Raw genomic sequence first — 15,476 nt, forward strand, 5'->3', positions numbered from 1 at the left:
AATCCTTGAACATTGCGTCGCCTAGCCCTCGGCTACCAAGCGGCGAGCATTGTCGAGCATTGCCTCAGCGATGCGGCGGAACTCCCGGATCTCGGGCTCGTGCGCGTCGATCACGCGTTGCTGATACGTCGACTCGACAAAGGTCCATACGCCCAGATAGTTCGTCTCGAACTTGCAGCTGACGTCGGCGGTTGCGGTTCGGACTTGCTCATCAGAGGGTGGTTTCTTGAAGTCGAATGATCGGATCGCGTCGAGCCGGGTCGCGAATTTGAACCCTTTGTGCCGCATGCATTCAGACCAAGCCGCCTCAACGTCAAGCGTCCGCTGGTCTGCCAGCGAGCTAGCGTAACCCTCTGCCATGAGACGCCCGATGAGCTGGCGGTCGAGAACGTCGGCTCCCGATAGGCTGCCCGGCCGACGTAGACAACCCTTTTCGGGCAATCGATGACCATCCGCATCCACAGGAACCTGCGCAAGGTCAGATCCATCGGGGTTTGCTCCGTAGCTAACCTGATACTCGCGCAGAGAGGGTTTCCAGTCGTTCGCCTTGTACTCGTCTCGCGAATTTTCTGTCGACGGCGAATATACTCCATAACCCACGCTTTGCGCTGTCGCCAGATCAGCCAAGCCGTACCGAGTGGTCACGTCGTATGCTGCGGCTCGCTCACTCGGAAGGTGCGGATAAGTCGAATCGACACCAAACCGTGCCGTACACCGACGCATTAGCACGTCGTAGCCGTCGTGGATAGTGGCTTCGTCGTCAGCCGTCAGATCGAGACTAACCAGCGGCAGGCGGATGTCGGCACGCTTCGTGATGATCGGGATCGACTCTGTGGAACCAGGCAGAATGGTCGTTCCGACAACTGTGCCCGATGACGGTATGTCTTTCACGACGTCAGACGAGCAGGAGGACAGTGGGACGGTCAGTCCAACAACAAGCGTGAAGACTACCAAAATTTGCTTTCTCATGAAGCCCCTGACTCGTCCCACCGACTCCAACACGCGACGCCTAGAACACCGAACTAGCAGCCAGCCGAGAACTACCAGCTAGCTGACCTTGAACGACTCGACGTTACGATTGAACGTCGCGCTCATCTGCACGATGTTGTTTCCCGAGTTCTGCCAGGTCGACGGAGTTCCGCCGTAGTTTGTGCTCGTGAAGAACTTCACGTCGCAGCCGTTGAAGTCTCTCCACGCCGTTCCTTGGTTGTTCCAGTTTCCGGCAGTCGGACTGAAGTTCAGTGTGGGATATGAAACATCGACGTCGTTGGTAGTCGCCGTGCAGTCAAACGAGTAGAAGCTAAATGCCGTTCCACTGGCGTCGGCGTTGTAGTAAATGCGCAACTTGAGATTGGTATATGGCACTGTATTGAGAACTGTGTCAACTGGAGGCGCCGCCATGGCGGGGAGCGACAGAGCACTCATTGCAATGAATGATGCGGCAGCAACCGGTGCGATAAACACCTTACGCGGTGAAAACATTTTCCCCGTTCCTCCCGTAGTTTGAATCTCGCCAGCATATTTAACCAACTGAGCGAGACAGTGCTCGGGAGGCTAGCAGTCCGGCCAACGCCGTGCAAGGGTTCGAACATCGCTGATGGCGCAGGCCGGTCGTCGGCTCCCGCAGCCCGCCGCCAGCGGTCGTTGCCTCGCCGGACCGGCGGTATGTGGAGGTCCGCGCAGCGTCCTCGGCTCTGAATCGCCCGAACTACCAGACGAGCCTTCTGGCCACCAGGCGTCGAGCCGGTGGGGACGGCCGGGTGATGAAGCAGCGGCGTTCGGTCGCCGCATCGAACGTGGGGCTGGTTCGATAGTGCCTCCGCGACAGAGTTTCCGGACAAGGCATTTGTCAATGCACCGCCGACAGTCGGGCTGGTACCTCACGCCCTGCGATCGGCTTGCAAGAGCGGTGAAGCATCTCTTCGTCAACTAGCCCGTCATGACGTTCTGCGACGACGACCGTGCCGCCGGTATCCCGGCTGGCGCCGGCCCCCGGCTGCGTCCCGTCAGGACAGGCCGCCGTACGAGTGCAGGCCCGACGCGAAGATGTTGACCGCGAAGTAGTTGATGACGAACGTCGCGAAGCCGGCCAGGGCGATGTACGCCGCCCGGCGGCCACGCCAGCCCGCGGTCGCTCGAGCGTGCAGGTACGCCGCGAACACCACCCACGTGACGAACGCCCAGGTCTCCTTCGGGTCCCAGCCCCAGTAGCGGCCCCAGGCGTTCTCGGCCCAGATCGCTCCGGCGATGACCGCAAAGGTCCACAGCGGGAACGTGAACGCGATGATCCGGTACGCCATGGCGTCCAGTCGCTCCGCGGTGGGCAGATGCGACGAGATCGGGCCGGTCGGGACACCGTCGGGCCCGGCGCGGCGCTCGGCACGCTCCCGGACCAGATACAGCATCGATACCGCCCCGGTCACCAGGAACGCCGCGCCGCTGATGATCGCCGCGAGCACGTGGATGACCAGCCAGTACGACTTCAGCGCCGGCACGAGCTGCGCGGCCTCGGTGTAGAGCACCGTGACGGCCAGGCCGATGGTCAGCAGCACCGGGACGACGACGAACAACCCGAGCCAGCGGACGTCACGGCGTGTGGAGATACCGAGGAACACCGTCAGCGCCACCGCCGCCGACGACAGCGAGAACTCGTACATGTTGCCCCACGGGGCACGACCGGCCCAGATGCCGCGCACCACGAGCCCGGCGACCAACAGCGCCCAGCCCAGCCAGGTCAGCGACATCCCGACGTTTGCCACGCGCCGCCCCGGCGGCAGGGCGTCAGCATCCGGCTGTGCGCGCCGGGCCACCGCCGTACCCGGTGCCGAGCCCACGACGGCAGCCGGCGCGCCGACCGCTGCCCCGACCGGGACCTGCGCGGTCACCGCGACCGGAGCGGTGCGGCTACGGCCGGCGGCGAAGAACGCGGCGAAACACACCATCGCCCCGGCCAGGACGAGCATCGAGGCGTAGACGAACCCGTTGCTCAGCGATGCGAGCTCGGCAGCGGACACTAGTTCTCCTTCGGTACGACGCTCGCCCGCGGTACGGCGGTGACGGCTGCGCTGACCGCGCGCACCACGTCCCCGACCTCGTCGGCCAACCCCGCCTGTTCGGAGCGGGCCAGACCGGCAACCTCGATCACGGTAGCCCCCTCGGCGTCGTCCCGGACCCGGACCCAGAGCCGGCGCCGCCGGACGAACAGCGACAGGCACAGCCCGCCGATCGCGGTGGCCGCGGCGGCGAGCGCCAGCTGCTTGCCCGGGTCGTAGGCGATGCTGAACGACGCCCAACGCGTCACGCCGACGAACTCGACGGTGCCGAGGCCGTCCGGCAGCTGCCACGACTCGCCGGGACGCAGCGCCCGCAGCCCGACCTGCTGCATCGCGTCGGTCTTCAGCGTGTAGACGCTCTGCGGGACGCCGTCGTCGATGCCCAGGTCGCCTCGCCAGGCCGAGAAGAAGACCGCGGGGTCGTCGGCGGCCGGAAACGTCGAGTACGGCCCGCGCACCGCATCCAGTGCGGCAGTAGGCAAGAAGATGCCCTGCAGGCCGATGCCGGGGTCGGCGTCGTACGCCTTGACCACGCCGGTCGAGGTGAAGTTGCCATCCTGCGGCAGGAACGGGACGGCGTCGTCGAACGTGACCTTGCCGTCCGCGCCGACGATGCGGACGTGGACGGCGTAGCCGTGACCGACCAGGAAGACCTTGGCGCCGTCGACCTGCAGCGGCTCGTTGACCTCGATGGTCTGCGACCGCTCCGCGCCACCGGGTTCGGCGCGGTACGTGACGTCGGCCTCGAAGACCCGGGGCGCGCCGTGCTGCGCCTCGCCGCGCTCGAAGTCCGCGGTGAACCGGTCGAGGGTGAAGCTGAACGGCACCAGCCGCGACGGGTCGGCCAGCCGGCCGCCGCCCCAGGCGTCGTACTGGGTCAGCAGGTTGGCGAACCCGTCGCCCTCCCGGACGATGACGTTGCCCTTCCAGCCCCACAACGCGCCCCAGCTGACCCCGAGCAGGATCACCAGCAAGGCGGTGTGGAACAGCAGGTTCCCGGCCTCCCGCAGGTAGCCCTTCTCCGCGGCCAGCCAGGCGCCGCCGCCGGCGGCGTCGGTGCCGTCCCGCAGCCGCCACCGCCGTCGCGCCAACTGGGCCCGGGCAGCGGCGAGCACCCGCGGCGCGGCCTGCTCGGCCGGCATCGCCGCGGTCAGCAGGTGCGGCTGCTGCAGCCGGGACAGCACCCTCGGCGCCGGCGGTGGCGGGGTCCGCAGGGCCTTGGCGTAGCTGACCAGCCGGGGGACCACGCAACCGACAAGCGAGACGAACAGCAGCAGGTACACCGCGGCGAACCAGGGGGCGGCGAACACGTCGAACATCCCGAGCCGGTCGAGCACCGGGCCCAGGGTCGGGTTGGCCTCCAGATACGCCTTGACCTGCAACGGGTTGACCGACCGTTGCGGGAACACCGAACCCGGGACCGCGGCGAGCGCCAGGAGGAAGAGCAGCACGAGGGCGGTGCTCATCGACGTCAGCCGGCGCCAGAGGAAGCGCAGCCAGCCGACCGCCCCCAGCGGGGCGGCCGGCGGCGAGTCGAGCGCGGTCGGCGCGCTCATCGCCGGCTCACAACGGCACCTCGAAACCGGCTGTCGCCGACCGCATCCAGACGGTCAGGTCGTCCCACCAGCCGGTGACCAGCAGCAGCCCGATGGCCACCAGCAGGCCGCCGCCCACTCGCATGACCGCGCCGCTGTGGTGGCGGACCCAGCCCAGGACGCCGGCCGCCTTCCGGAAGGCCAGGCCCAGCACGACGAACGGCAGACCGAGGCCCAGGCAGTACGCGAACGACAGCACCGCCCCCCGCGCGGCGCTGCCCTCGTTCAACGCCAGCCCCAGCACGGCGCCCAGCGTGGGGCCGATACACGGGACCCATCCGACGCCGAACAGCACACCGAGCAGCGGCGCCCCGGCCAGGGAGTACGTCGGGGTCATCGGGAAGCGCCATTCCCGTTGCAGCGCAGGGACGACACCGAGGAATCCCAGGCCCATGACGATGACCACGACGCCGAGGATCCGGGTGATCGCGTCGGAGTACTGCAGCAGGAAGGAGCCGACGCCGCCGAAGAGCGCGCCGTAGGCGACGAAGACGGCGGTGAAACCCAGCACGAACAGGATCGACCCGAGCAGCACCCGGCTGTGCCGCCGGACATGCCGCAGCGGGGGGGCGCTCGTCACGACCGCACCACTGGCGCCGTCGTCGCTCGCGGCAGTACGCCGGCCGTCGTCGGCGGCGGCTCGATCGTCGTTGTCGCCGATGGCGGAGGTCCGCGGGCCGTCGTCGTCACCGCCCTCGCCGGCCAGTTCGGCGCCGGTGAGCCCGGTGACGTAGGACAGGTAGCCGGGGGCCAGTGGCAGGACGCACGGCGACAGGAACGAGACCAGGCCCGCCGTCGCGGCCAGCGGCACCGCCAGCAGCAACGAGCCGCTGGTGACGACCTCCGCCACGCTCACCGGGACCCCACCGGCACCGGCGTCGTCGCGCGTTGTTCGGCCAGCAGCGGGTCGATCAGGCCCTGCAACGTCGACTCGCTCACCGTCCCCAGGGCTCGTGCGGCCACCCGTCCCGACTGGTCGATGACCAGCGTCGACGGAATCGCCTGGGGCGGCAGCGTGTCGTGGAACGCCAGCTGCAGCCGCCCGTCCGCGTCCACCACGCTGGGGTAGGTCACGCCCCACCGGGTCTGGAACGCCTCGGCGGACACCGTCGCGTCGCGGGTGTTCAGGCCGACGACCTGCACGCCGCGGCTCTGATTGGCCTGCCAGAGCCGTTGCAGGGCAGGCGCTTCGGTCCGGCAGGGCGCGCACCACGACGCCCAAACGTTGAGCACGACGACCTCACCGCGGTGGGCGGCAAGGTCGAACCGGTCGCCGGCGAGCGTCGTCCCGGCCAGCTGTGGGGCGACCTGCCGGTCGGCGGGCGCCAGCAGCACGATCGAACCGTCGCCGGCGACGAACCGGCTGCCGTCGCCGGGGCTGTCGGTGGTCGAGCACGCGGCGAGCGCGACGCCGGCCACCGCGAGCGCGACGACCAGGCGGAACCGGCCGAACCTGCGGAGCCGAGTGCCGGGCACGGCCTAGGCCCCCGCCACCGGGCTCGCCCCGGGCAGCAGATCGGCCGCGGGCTCGGTGTACGTCAGCGACACGAGCCGGTCGCCGTCGTACGCGAACGACGTCAGGGAGGCCAGCGAACACTGCCGGCGGCGCGGATCGTGCACGAAGCGCCGCTGCTCGACGTCCAGCCGGGCCACCCAGATCGGCAGTTGATGGCTGACCAGCACGGCCTCGTGGCCCCGGGCGGCGTCGCGGGCCCGCGACACCGCCAGCCGCATCCGGGCGGCGAGCTGGACGTAGGGCTCGCCCCAGCTGGGGCGCACCGGGTTCCACAGATGCCGCCACGCGGCCGGCTGGCGCAGTACGCCGTCGCCCACCCCGACCCGGCTGCCCTCGAACACGTTCGCGGCCTCGATCAGGTCGTCGTCGACCCCGACCGGCAGGCCGTGCCGGGCCGCGATCGGCGCGGCGGTCTCCTGCGCGCGGTCCAGCGGCGAGGCCGTCACCACCGTCACGTCGCGTCCGGCGAGCGCGTCGGCCGCGCGCTCGGCCATCGCCCGACCGAGCTCCGAGAGGTGGAAGTCGGGGAGCCGGCCGTAGAGGATCTTGCCGGGGTTGTGCACCTCGCCGTGCCGGAGCAGATGCACCACGGTGCGATCGGCCATCAGCGCGCCTCGACGGCGACCGCCGCGGCAGCCGCCGCGGCCGCGGCCGGGACAGCGGCGGCGATGCGGTCCAGGGCGCGGTCGTCGTGGGCGGCCGAGACGAACCAGGCCTCGAACGCCGACGGCGGCAACGACACCCCGGCGGCGAGCATCGAGTGGAAGAACGCGGCGTACCGGAACGTCTCCTGGCGCCGGGCCGCGGCGTAGTCCGGCACGTCGCTATCGACGAAGAACACGCTGAACAGGTTTCCGGCGCGGGCCAGCCGGTGGGCGACGCCGGCCTGCGTCAACGCGGCGGACACGAGATCGCCGACGGTGCGCGCCGTCGTATCCAGGTGGCGGTACACCGCCGGCGTACACGCCTGCAGCGTGGCCAGCCCGGCGGCCGTCGCCACCGGATTGCCGGCCAGCGTGCCGGCTTGGTACACCGGACCGGCCGGCGCGAGCTGCGCCATCAGGTCGGCCCGGCCGCCGAACGCGGCCGCCGGCAACCCGCCCCCCATGACCTTGCCGAAGGTCATGAGGTCCGGAACGACACCGTCCAGGCCGAACCAGCCCGCGGCGCTCACCCGGAAACCGGTCATCACTTCGTCGCTGATGAAGATCGCGCCGTGCGCTCGGCACTGGGCCGCCAGCCCCTGGTTGAAGCCGGGCGCCGGAGGAACCACGCCCATGTTCGCCGCGGCCGCCTCGGTGATGACGCACGCGATGGAGTCGCCGTACGCCTCGAACGCCGCCCGGACCGCGTCGAGGTCGTTGTACGGCAGCACGATCGTGTCGGCGGCCGCCGCCCCGGTGACTCCGGGGCTGTCCGGCAGGCCGAACGTCGCCACACCGCTGCCGGCGCTGGCCAGCAGGGCGTCGACGTGCCCGTGGTAGCAGCCGGCGAACTTGACCACCGTGGTGCGGCCGGTGGCTCCCCGGGCCAGCCGGATCGCCGACATCGTCGCCTCGGTCCCGCTGGACACCAGGCGGACCTGCTCGACCGGTCCGACCCGGCGGACGATCTCCGCCGCCAGCTCCACCTCGCCGGGCCCCGGCGCCCCGAACGACAGCCCGCGGCCGGCCGCGGCGGCGACAGCCGCCACGACCTCCGGATGGGCATGGCCGAGGATCATCGGACCCCACGAGCACACCAGGTCGACGTAGTTGCGGCCGTCGGCGTCGGTGACCCACGGGCCGGTCCCGGACACCAGGAACCTCGGCGTACCGCCGACCGCCCGGAAGGCGCGCACCGGTGAGTTCACGCCACCGGGGGTCACCGCCCGGGCCCGGGCGAACAGGGCCTCGGACATCGGCGCCGCGGCGTCGTACGGCGGAAGGCTCGGCGGCGAGACGGGCACGCCGCATTGTCGCAGCCGGCCGGTGGCCGGCTGCGACCGGCGTCCGTTGAGCTTCGGCGAGGCTGGTCAGCAGCCGGTGTCGACCGATATAAACTCCCCGGCGTCCCGCGCAACAGCCGGGACGACAGCACCGCCGAATCCGGCCGGGCCGCAACGCCTTCGCCGGAGCCGGGGACCCAGTAACTGGGGCGAATCGGTCACCGACCGCGGCGACCGTAGGGCAGCCCGAGCCCGAGCCCGTCAGCTAACTCGGTAGGCGGCAGAGGGAAGGACACCTGCTTCGTGAGCTCGCGCTGGCGCCGGTCGGTCATCCTCGCAGCGACCGCCGTGGTGACGGTTCCCTTCATCGCCGTCCCCGCCAACGCTGAACCGCAGCGGACCATCGAGCAGGTCGAGGCCCAGCTCGAAGCGCTGGAGAACCGCGCCGAAGGTGCCTCGGAGGCCCTCAACGGCGCCCAGGCCGACTACGACGCGATCGCGGCCAAGGCCGACGCGGCGGCCGCCAAGGTGGCCGCCGCGCAAGCCGACCTCGACGCGGAGACCAAAGAGACCGGTCGGCTGGCCGCGCAGGCGTACCGCTCGGCAGGCGTCGACGCCTTCCTCGGTGCGCTGACCGCCGATACCCCCACCCAGTTCCTGGACCGGGCCGCCATGGTCCAGCAGCTGTCGAAGTCGCAGGACACGACGTTGCGCCGCGCCCAGGTCGCCTCGCTGCGCCTCGCCCAGGCGCAGGCGGCGTTCTCGCAGCAGGAGGACGCGAAGAAGGCCGTCCGCGACAAGATGGCGCAGCACAAGGCCGAGATCGACTCCGCCGTCGCCGAGACGCAGACCCTGCTGGCCTCGTTGCAGGAGGAGGAGCGGCAGCGCCTCGCAGCCATCGAGGAGCAGAAGCGGGCGGAGGCGGCCCGGGCCGCTGCGCAGGCGGCCGCGGAGGCCGCGGCCGAAGCCGAGCGGGAGGCAGCTGCCGAACGGGCCCAGCAGGCCGCCGCAGCGCAACAGCGACGGCAGGCAGGCGGCGGCGGCTCGGACGACAAGGACGAGCCGGACACCCCGAGCAACTCCGGCGGTTCCAGCCGCGGGATGACCGCGGTGCGCTACGCGCTGTCACAGGTCGGCGATCCCTACAGCTACAGCGCCAACCCGCCCAGTTCGTGGGACTGCTCCAAGCTGACCGCCGCGGCATGGCGGGCGGCGGGAGTGTCGTTGACGGCGTACTCGTACGCCCAGGCCCAGCAGGTACGCCGGGTGTCCACCAGCGACCTGCAGCCCGGCGACCTCCTCTTCTACTTCAACGGCGCCCACCACGTGGCGCTGTACATCGGCGGCGGCAAGATCGTCGAGGCGGCCAGCCCGCGGTTCGGCGTCCAGGTGACCAGCCTCTGGAACAGCTGGACCAGCGCGCACTTCAGCTTCGCCGGCCGACCAGGCTGAGCCGGCCGCTGACCCGGCCCTGCCTGACGCGCGGCCGACAGGCGGCGGCGTCAGTGGCCTCGCCGACCGGCCCGGCCTGACGTGCGGCCGGGGAGCCGGTCGCGTCAGTGCTGCAGGCTCCGGGCGACCTCGAGCGCCCAGTACGTCAGCACCGCCGCCGCCCCGGCCCGCCGGGTCGCCGTGAGCGTCTCGTGAATGGCCGCGTCCCGGTCGATCCAGCCCTGAGCCGCGGCCGCCTCGACCATCGCGTACTCGCCGGACACCTGGTACGCCCACACCGGCACGTCGACGGCGGCCGCGGTGTCTGCGAGGACGTCGAGATAAGCCAGCGCGGGCTTGACCATGACGACATCGGCGCCCTGGGCGACGTCGAGCCGGACCTCGCGGCGCGACTCGCGCCGGTTCGCCGGATCCTGCTGGTAGGTACGACGGTCGCCGACCAGGCTGGACTGCACCGCGTCCCGGAACGGCCCGTAGAAGGCCGACGCGTACTTCGCGGCGTACGCCAGCACCACGACGTCGCCGTACCCCGCGCCGTCCAGGGCGGCCCGGACCGCGGCGACCTGGCCGTCCATCATCCCGGACAGGCCGACGACGTGGGCGCCGGCGGCCGCTTGGGCCAACGCGACCGAGGCGTAGCGATCCAGCGTCGCGGCGTTGTCGACCGTGCCGTCGGCGGCCAGCACCCCGCAGTGGCCGTGGTCGGTGAACTCGTCCAGGCAGAGGTCGGCCATGACCACCGTGGCGTCGCCCACCTCGTCGCGCGCCGCGGACAGCGCCCGGTTCAGGATGCCGTCGGCAGCGTCGGCGCCCGAGCCGGTCGCGTCCTTGTGCGCCGGTACGCCGAAGAGCATGAGCCCGCCGAGGCCGAGGCCGGCGACGTCGGCGGCGAGCGCGGGCAGCGACGCGAGGCTGTGCTGCAGCACGCCGGGCATGCTGCCGATCGGCACCGGTGCCGCGATGTCCTCCCGGACGAACACCGGCAGGATCAGTTCCGCCGGGTCCAGTCGCGTCTCGGCGACCAGCCGACGCAGCGCCGGGGTACGGCGTAGCCGCCGCGGCTGCTCAGCCGGCGGCCGGCCCCCCGCCGACCGAGCCACAGGCTGCCCTACCCCGGACGACGGTGGCTGGGTCGCGGGCGACGGGGGCACCGTGGTCAGGTCGCCTTGCGGCGCGACGTCGTACGGCGGCGGCTCGGCCGCCAGTTGCGTTCGCCGGCCTCCGCGGCCGCCAACCGCAGCGACTCGCCATGTGTGGCAAGCGCTTCGGTCAACGCCGCGACGCTCGGCGTCTCGGCGAGCACGTCGACCCGCAGACCGTGTTCCTCGGCGGTCTTGGCCGTCGCCGGGCCGATGCAGGCGACCACGGTGGAGGCGTGCGGCTTGCCGGCGATCCCGACGAGGTTGCGGACCGTGCTGGACGAGGTGAACAGCACCGCGTCGAAGCCGCCGGTCTTGATCGCCTCGCGGGTGGCCGCGGCCGGCGGGGCCGCCCGGACCGTGCGGTAGGCGGTGACGTCGTCGACCTCCCAGCCCCGTTCGGTGAGGCCGGCCACCAGCGTCTCGGTCGCGATGTCCGCACGCGGCAGGAACACCCGGTTGATCGGGTCGAGCACCGGGTCGAAGTCCGGCCAGTCCTCCAGCAGGCCGGCGCTGCTCTGCTCGCCGCTGGGGACCAGGTCGGGGTGCACGCCGAAGGCCCGCAGCGCGGCGGCCGTCTGCTCGCCCACCGCGGCGACCTTGAGCCCGGCGAACGAGCGCGCGTCCAGGCCGTACTCGTCGAACCGCTCCCGCACGGCCCGTACGGCGTTGACCGAGGTGAACGCGATCCACTCGTAGCGGCCGGAGACCAGCCCGTGGACGGCGCGCTCCATCTGCTGGGCGGTCCGCGGCGGCTCGACTGAGATCGTCGGGACCTCGACCGGCACGGCCCCGTGGCGCAGCAACTGGGCCGACAGCGCGCCGGCCTGTTCCCTCGTCCGGGGGACGAGCACCCGCCAGCCGAACAGCGGCTTGGTCTCGAACCACGACAGCTTGTCCCGGGCGGACACCACGTCGCCGATGACGACGACGGCCGCGCCCGGCGCCGTACCGGCGGCCGGCTTCGCCGCCTTCAGGGCCGCGCCGGCGTCACCCAGCGTGGTGGCGACCGTGCGCTGGTCGACGGTGGTCCCCCCGGTGGTCACGGTCAGCGGCGTACCCGGGGCCCGACCGGCCTGCAGCAGGCCGCTGGCGACGTCGGCCACGCGGTCGGCACCGTCGACGACGACCAGCGTGGTCGTCGGGTCGACGTGCTTGGCCCACGCGACGTCACCGGACCCCATCTCGATGACGTGGACCTCGCGGGACCGGCCACCGGTCAGTGTGAACCCGGCGTACGCCGCCACGCCGGTCACCGTGCTGACGCCCGGGGCGACCTCGAAGGGAACCCGGGCCTTGTGTAGGCCGGCGGCCTCCAGGGCGAGCGAGCCGTCGAGCACCGGATCGCCGGCCAGCAGCCGCACCACCTCGTGCCCGGCGCGCGCGGCCTCCACGACCAGCCGTACCCGAGCTGCGTGGTCCAGCGGCGCGCCCGCGTCGTCGACCGCGCGCACGATCTGCGCCGCGGTGCCGGCGTGGACCGCGGCGATGATCTCGGTGCCGCAGTCGGCGACCACGACCTCGGCGGACCCGAGCAGCGTGGCGGCCCGGACGGTCACCAGCTCCGGATCGCCCGGCCCGGCCGCCACCAGGGACACCGCGCCGAGTGGGGTCTTCTTCTTCGTCGTACGGGTGGGGCTCACCGGACTCGCTCCCCGAGAAGGGCGGCCGCGCCGTCGGCGAGCAGCGCGGCAGCCAGGCTCTCGCCCAGCTGCTGCGGTGCTCCGGCGGGACCGGAGGCGGACATGCGGACAGCAGTGGCGCCGTCGATCGACACGACGGCGGCGGACAGGTGCAGCACCGGCTCCGGCCCGGCTGCGGGCGAGTCGGCGGACAGTTCGGCGAGGGCGCCCACGGGTGCGGTGCACCCGGCCTCCAGCGCGGCGAGCAGGGCTCGCTCGGCGAGGACGGCGGCGCGGGACGCGGGGTGGTCGAGCTCGGCGAGCAGGTCGCGAAGCGACGTCGCGTCCGCTCGGCACTCCACTGCCAGTGCCCCCTGGCCTGGCGCGGGCAGCATCGTGTCAGCGTCGAGTGATTCGGTCACCGAGTCCAGCCGATGCAGCCGGACGAGGCCGGCGCGGGCCAGCACCACCGCGTCGAGGTCGCCGTCCGCGGTGAGCCGGCGCAGCCGGGTGTCGACGTTGCCGCGCAGCCCGACGACGTCCAGATCGGGTCGCCGCCATCGCAACTGGGCGGCCCGCCGCGGTGAGCCGGTCCCCACCCGCGCTCCGGCGGGCAGTTCCGCCAACCGCCGTCCTGCCTTGCTGCACAGGGCGTCTCGCGGATCCTCCCGCCGAGGTACGGCGGCCAGCGCGATCCCGTCCGCCGGCGCGGTCGGCAGATCCTTCAGCGAGTGCACCACCAGGTCCACCTCGCCGCGGGTCAGCGCCTCGCGCACCGCGGTGGTGAACACGCCGGTCCCGCCGATGACGTCCAGCGGCTCGGCCTGGGTATCGCCGGCAGTACGGATCGGCACCAGGTCGACCGGCCGCCCGGTGAACCGGCGTACCTCGTCGGCCACGGTCTGCGCCTGGGCGAGGGCCAGCGCGGAGCCCCGGGTGCCCAGCCGCAGCGGCTGACCAGTGGACGTCGGGCTCACGCCAGGGCCTCCGGGGCGGTCGGGTCCTCGGGGGTCACCACACGCAGGACGGACTCGGGGTCGAGGTCGAACAGGGCGTGCAGCGCCTCGGCGTACCGCGCCCCGTCCGGATCGGCCGCGAACTGCTTCATGCGGACCGTCGGGGTGTGCAGCAGGGTCGACACGGCCCGGCGCATCGACCGCTCCACCTCGGCCAGCGTCGCGGCGTCCAGTGCCGGTGCGCGCAGCCGGAGCCGCTGCAGCTCCCCCTCCACCACCTCGGCCGCCCGGCTGCGCAACGACACCACGATCGGCTCGACCCGGTGGGCCGCCTGCACGGCCGCGAAGGCGGCGACCTCGGTCGCCACGACCCGGCGGGCCGCCAGCACCGCGTCGTGCGGTGCCTGGGCGCCGGGCAACCCCGAGATCTGCGCCAGATCGATCCGGCTCACCCCGGGCAGGTCGTCGATGGCCGGGTCGGTGTCGTGCGGCAGCGCCAGATCGAGCACCACCAGCGGCGCGCCACCGGCGGCGGACCGTGCCGCGGCCAGTTGGGCGGCGGTGAGCACCAGCCCGTTGGAGCCGGTGCAGGACACCACGACGTCGGCCCGCGCCACCGCCTCGTCCAGCCCACCGAGGCCGACCCCGCGACCCTGGTAGGCCAGGCCGAGGCGTACGGCGGACTCCGGGGTGCGGTTGACCACGGCCAGGTCGCCGACGCCGGCGCGGTGCAGCGCCGCAGCGGCCAGCGAGCTCATCGCGCCGGCGCCGACGACGACCGCCCGGCGTCCGGCGAGCGAACCGAGCCGGTCGGCCGCCGCGGCCAGCGCCACGGAGACCACCGACGCACCGGCGCGGTCGATCCGGGTTTCGGCGTGCACCCGCTTGCCGACCCGCAGCGCGTGCTGGCCGAGGTCGTTGAGCACCCGGGCCGCGGTGCCGGCCGACTGGGCGGTCCGCAGCGCGGCGCGGACCTGGCCGAGGATCTGCTGCTCCCCCACGACCATCGAGTCCAGCCCGCTGGCCACCTCGAACAGGTGGCTGACGGCCGCCTCGTCGTAGTGCACGTACAGGTGGGGGACGAGCTCGTCGCGGTGCAGCCCGGACGACTTGGCCAGCACCGCGGTCACGTCCTCGACCGCGGGGTGGAACCGCGCCACGTCGGCGTACACCTCGACCCGGTTGCAGGTCGCGACCACCATCGCCTCGGCCACGTGCTCGCGCTGGATCACTTCCTGCAGTACGGCGGCGATGTCGGCCGGCAGCACGGCGGCCCGGTCCAGGACCTCGACCGGTGCCGAGCGGTGGCTGAGCCCGACGGCGAGCACCGTCACGCCCCCACCCCCTCGACGGCCACGGCCGGGGTGCCCTCGACCGGCAGCAGCGCAACGGCATTCGGGCTGCTGGCCCGCTGCTGTTCGTGGAACGCCAGGATCTGCAGTTCCACGGCGAGGTCGACCTTGCGGACCTCGACGTCGTCGGGAACGCTCAGCACGGCCGGGGCGAAGTTCAGGATGCTGCGGATCCCGCACGCCACCAGGCGGTCGCAGACGGCCTGGGCGGCGACGGCCGGGGTGGCGATGACCCCGATGCTCACGTCGCCGGCCCGGACGACGTCCTCCAACTCGGCCAGCGGCCGTACGGCAAGCTGCTGGTCACCGGTGCCGACGAGTTCCCCGGTACGGGACCGGTCGGCGTCGATCAAGCCGGCCACCCGGAAGCCGCGGGACGCGAAACCGCCGTAGTTCGCCAGGGCGTGGCCGAGGTTGCCGACCCCGACGATGACGACCGCCCAGTCCTGGGTCAGCCCCAGTTCGCGCGAGATCTGGTAGCGCAGGTACTCCACGTCGTAGCCGACGCCACGGGTCCCGTACGACCCCAGATGCGACAGGTCCTTGCGCAGCTTCGCGCTGGAGACCCCGCTCGCCGCAGCCAGTTCGTCGGAGGACACGGTGGCGACCGCGTGCTCGGCCAGGCTTCCCAGCACCCGGTGGTAGACCGGGAGCCGCGCGACCGTGGCGTCGGGGATGCCCCGGCGGCCGGCCCGACCGGCCGGGAGGATCGAGCGACGCAGTGGCACGGTGCTCCAGGAGCATTGGCGGGGGTGACCGCCATGGCGCGGAGGCCGCCGGATGTCGGCGGTGTGACACCAGGGTAAAGATGCCGCCGCCGGTCACAAAGTCACGAGCGGGGTGATGTCCAGCATGTGGACACCC

14 protein-coding genes are annotated in these 15,476 nt (G+C 72.1%); 1 reads left to right on the forward strand and 13 read right to left on the reverse strand.

Annotated elements, in window-relative coordinates:
* Positions 1 to 21 precede the first annotated feature (21 nt).
* From EPO13_03940 to hemL, 8 genes are all read right to left on the reverse strand, one after another.
* Positions 22 to 969 (reverse strand): hypothetical protein, encoded by a 948-nt coding sequence (locus EPO13_03940; protein TAK70130.1) that lies wholly within the window; start codon positions 967 to 969, stop codon positions 22 to 24.
* Positions 970 to 1,047: 78 nt separating this feature from the next.
* Positions 1,048 to 1,482, reverse strand: coding sequence for a hypothetical protein (locus EPO13_03945; GenBank protein TAK70131.1), 435 nt, complete (start codon positions 1,480 to 1,482; stop codon positions 1,048 to 1,050).
* 524 nt (positions 1,483 to 2,006) lie between these two features.
* On the reverse strand, positions 2,007 to 2,963 hold the full coding sequence (gene ccsB / locus EPO13_03950) for a c-type cytochrome biogenesis protein CcsB (GenBank protein TAK70448.1): 957 nt from the start codon (positions 2,961 to 2,963) through the stop codon (positions 2,007 to 2,009).
* 50 nt (positions 2,964 to 3,013) lie between these two features.
* Complete coding sequence (locus tag EPO13_03955) at positions 3,014 to 4,609, reverse strand: cytochrome c biogenesis protein ResB (protein TAK70132.1); 1,596 nt, start codon at positions 4,607 to 4,609, stop codon at positions 3,014 to 3,016.
* 7 nt (positions 4,610 to 4,616) lie between these two features.
* Positions 4,617 to 5,504 (reverse strand): cytochrome c biogenesis protein CcdA, encoded by an 888-nt coding sequence (locus EPO13_03960; GenBank protein TAK70133.1) that lies wholly within the window; start codon positions 5,502 to 5,504, stop codon positions 4,617 to 4,619.
* Positions 5,501 to 6,124, reverse strand: coding sequence for a TlpA family protein disulfide reductase (locus tag EPO13_03965; protein ID TAK70134.1), 624 nt, complete (start codon positions 6,122 to 6,124; stop codon positions 5,501 to 5,503). The genes EPO13_03960 and EPO13_03965 overlap by 4 nt, the downstream gene beginning before the upstream one ends.
* A 3-nt stretch (positions 6,125 to 6,127) precedes the next feature.
* Positions 6,128 to 6,769, reverse strand: a complete 642-nt coding sequence (locus EPO13_03970) for a histidine phosphatase family protein (GenBank protein TAK70135.1) — start codon at positions 6,767 to 6,769, stop codon at positions 6,128 to 6,130.
* Complete coding sequence (gene hemL, locus EPO13_03975) at positions 6,769 to 8,064, reverse strand: glutamate-1-semialdehyde-2,1-aminomutase (GenBank protein ID TAK70449.1); 1,296 nt, start codon at positions 8,062 to 8,064, stop codon at positions 6,769 to 6,771. Before hemL ends, EPO13_03970 begins: the two co-directional genes overlap by 1 nt.
* A 330-nt stretch (positions 8,065 to 8,394) precedes the next feature.
* On the opposite strand from hemL, the gene EPO13_03980 reads away from it, so the two are divergent.
* Positions 8,395 to 9,543 (forward strand): NlpC/P60 family protein, encoded by a 1,149-nt coding sequence (locus EPO13_03980; GenBank protein ID TAK70136.1) that lies wholly within the window; start codon positions 8,395 to 8,397, stop codon positions 9,541 to 9,543.
* A gap of 104 nt (positions 9,544 to 9,647) precedes the next feature.
* Here the strand turns inward: EPO13_03980 and hemB are convergent, their stop codons facing one another.
* The 5 genes from hemB to EPO13_04005 are packed head-to-tail and all read right to left on the reverse strand — an operon-like array spanning position 9,648 to position 15,340.
* Entirely contained in the window at positions 9,648 to 10,643 is a 996-nt protein-coding gene (hemB, locus tag EPO13_03985) for a porphobilinogen synthase (GenBank protein TAK70137.1), read from the reverse strand.
* Positions 10,644 to 10,699: 56 nt separating this feature from the next.
* Positions 10,700 to 12,271: a bifunctional uroporphyrinogen-III C-methyltransferase/uroporphyrinogen-III synthase gene (locus tag EPO13_03990; protein TAK70450.1), complete on the reverse strand. Its 1,572-nt coding sequence runs from the start codon at positions 12,269 to 12,271 to the stop codon at positions 10,700 to 10,702.
* Positions 12,272 to 12,321: 50 nt separating this feature from the next.
* A complete protein-coding gene (locus EPO13_03995) occupies positions 12,322 to 13,281 on the reverse strand; it encodes a hydroxymethylbilane synthase (protein TAK70138.1) in 960 nt (319 codons plus the stop codon).
* Positions 13,278 to 14,594: a glutamyl-tRNA reductase gene (locus tag EPO13_04000; protein ID TAK70139.1), complete on the reverse strand. Its 1,317-nt coding sequence runs from the start codon at positions 14,592 to 14,594 to the stop codon at positions 13,278 to 13,280. The genes EPO13_03995 and EPO13_04000 overlap by 4 nt, the downstream gene beginning before the upstream one ends.
* Positions 14,591 to 15,340, reverse strand: a complete 750-nt coding sequence (locus EPO13_04005) for a redox-sensing transcriptional repressor Rex (GenBank protein ID TAK70140.1) — start codon at positions 15,338 to 15,340, stop codon at positions 14,591 to 14,593. Before EPO13_04005 ends, EPO13_04000 begins: the two co-directional genes overlap by 4 nt.
* Positions 15,341 to 15,476 lie beyond the last annotated feature (136 nt).

The sequence above is a fragment of the Actinomycetota bacterium genome (genome assembly GCA_004297305.1).
GTDB lineage: Bacteria > Actinomycetota > Actinomycetes > S36-B12 > FW305-bin1 > FW305-bin1.

Coding starts and splice junctions, on each gene's coding strand:
- EPO13_03940 (TAK70130.1), bottom strand. CDS start 969: ATGAGAAAGCAAATTTTGGTAGTCTTCACGCTTGTTGTTGGACTGACC.
- EPO13_03945 (TAK70131.1), bottom strand. CDS start 1,482: ATGTTTTCACCGCGTAAGGTGTTTATCGCACCGGTTGCTGCCGCATCA.
- ccsB (TAK70448.1), bottom strand. CDS start 2,963: ATGCTCGTCCTGGCCGGGGCGATGGTGTGTTTCGCCGCGTTCTTCGCC.
- EPO13_03955 (TAK70132.1), bottom strand. CDS start 4,609: ATGAGCGCGCCGACCGCGCTCGACTCGCCGCCGGCCGCCCCGCTGGGG.
- EPO13_03970 (TAK70135.1), bottom strand. CDS start 6,769: ATGGCCGATCGCACCGTGGTGCATCTGCTCCGGCACGGCGAGGTGCAC.
- hemL (TAK70449.1), bottom strand. CDS start 8,064: ATGTCCGAGGCCCTGTTCGCCCGGGCCCGGGCGGTGACCCCCGGTGGC.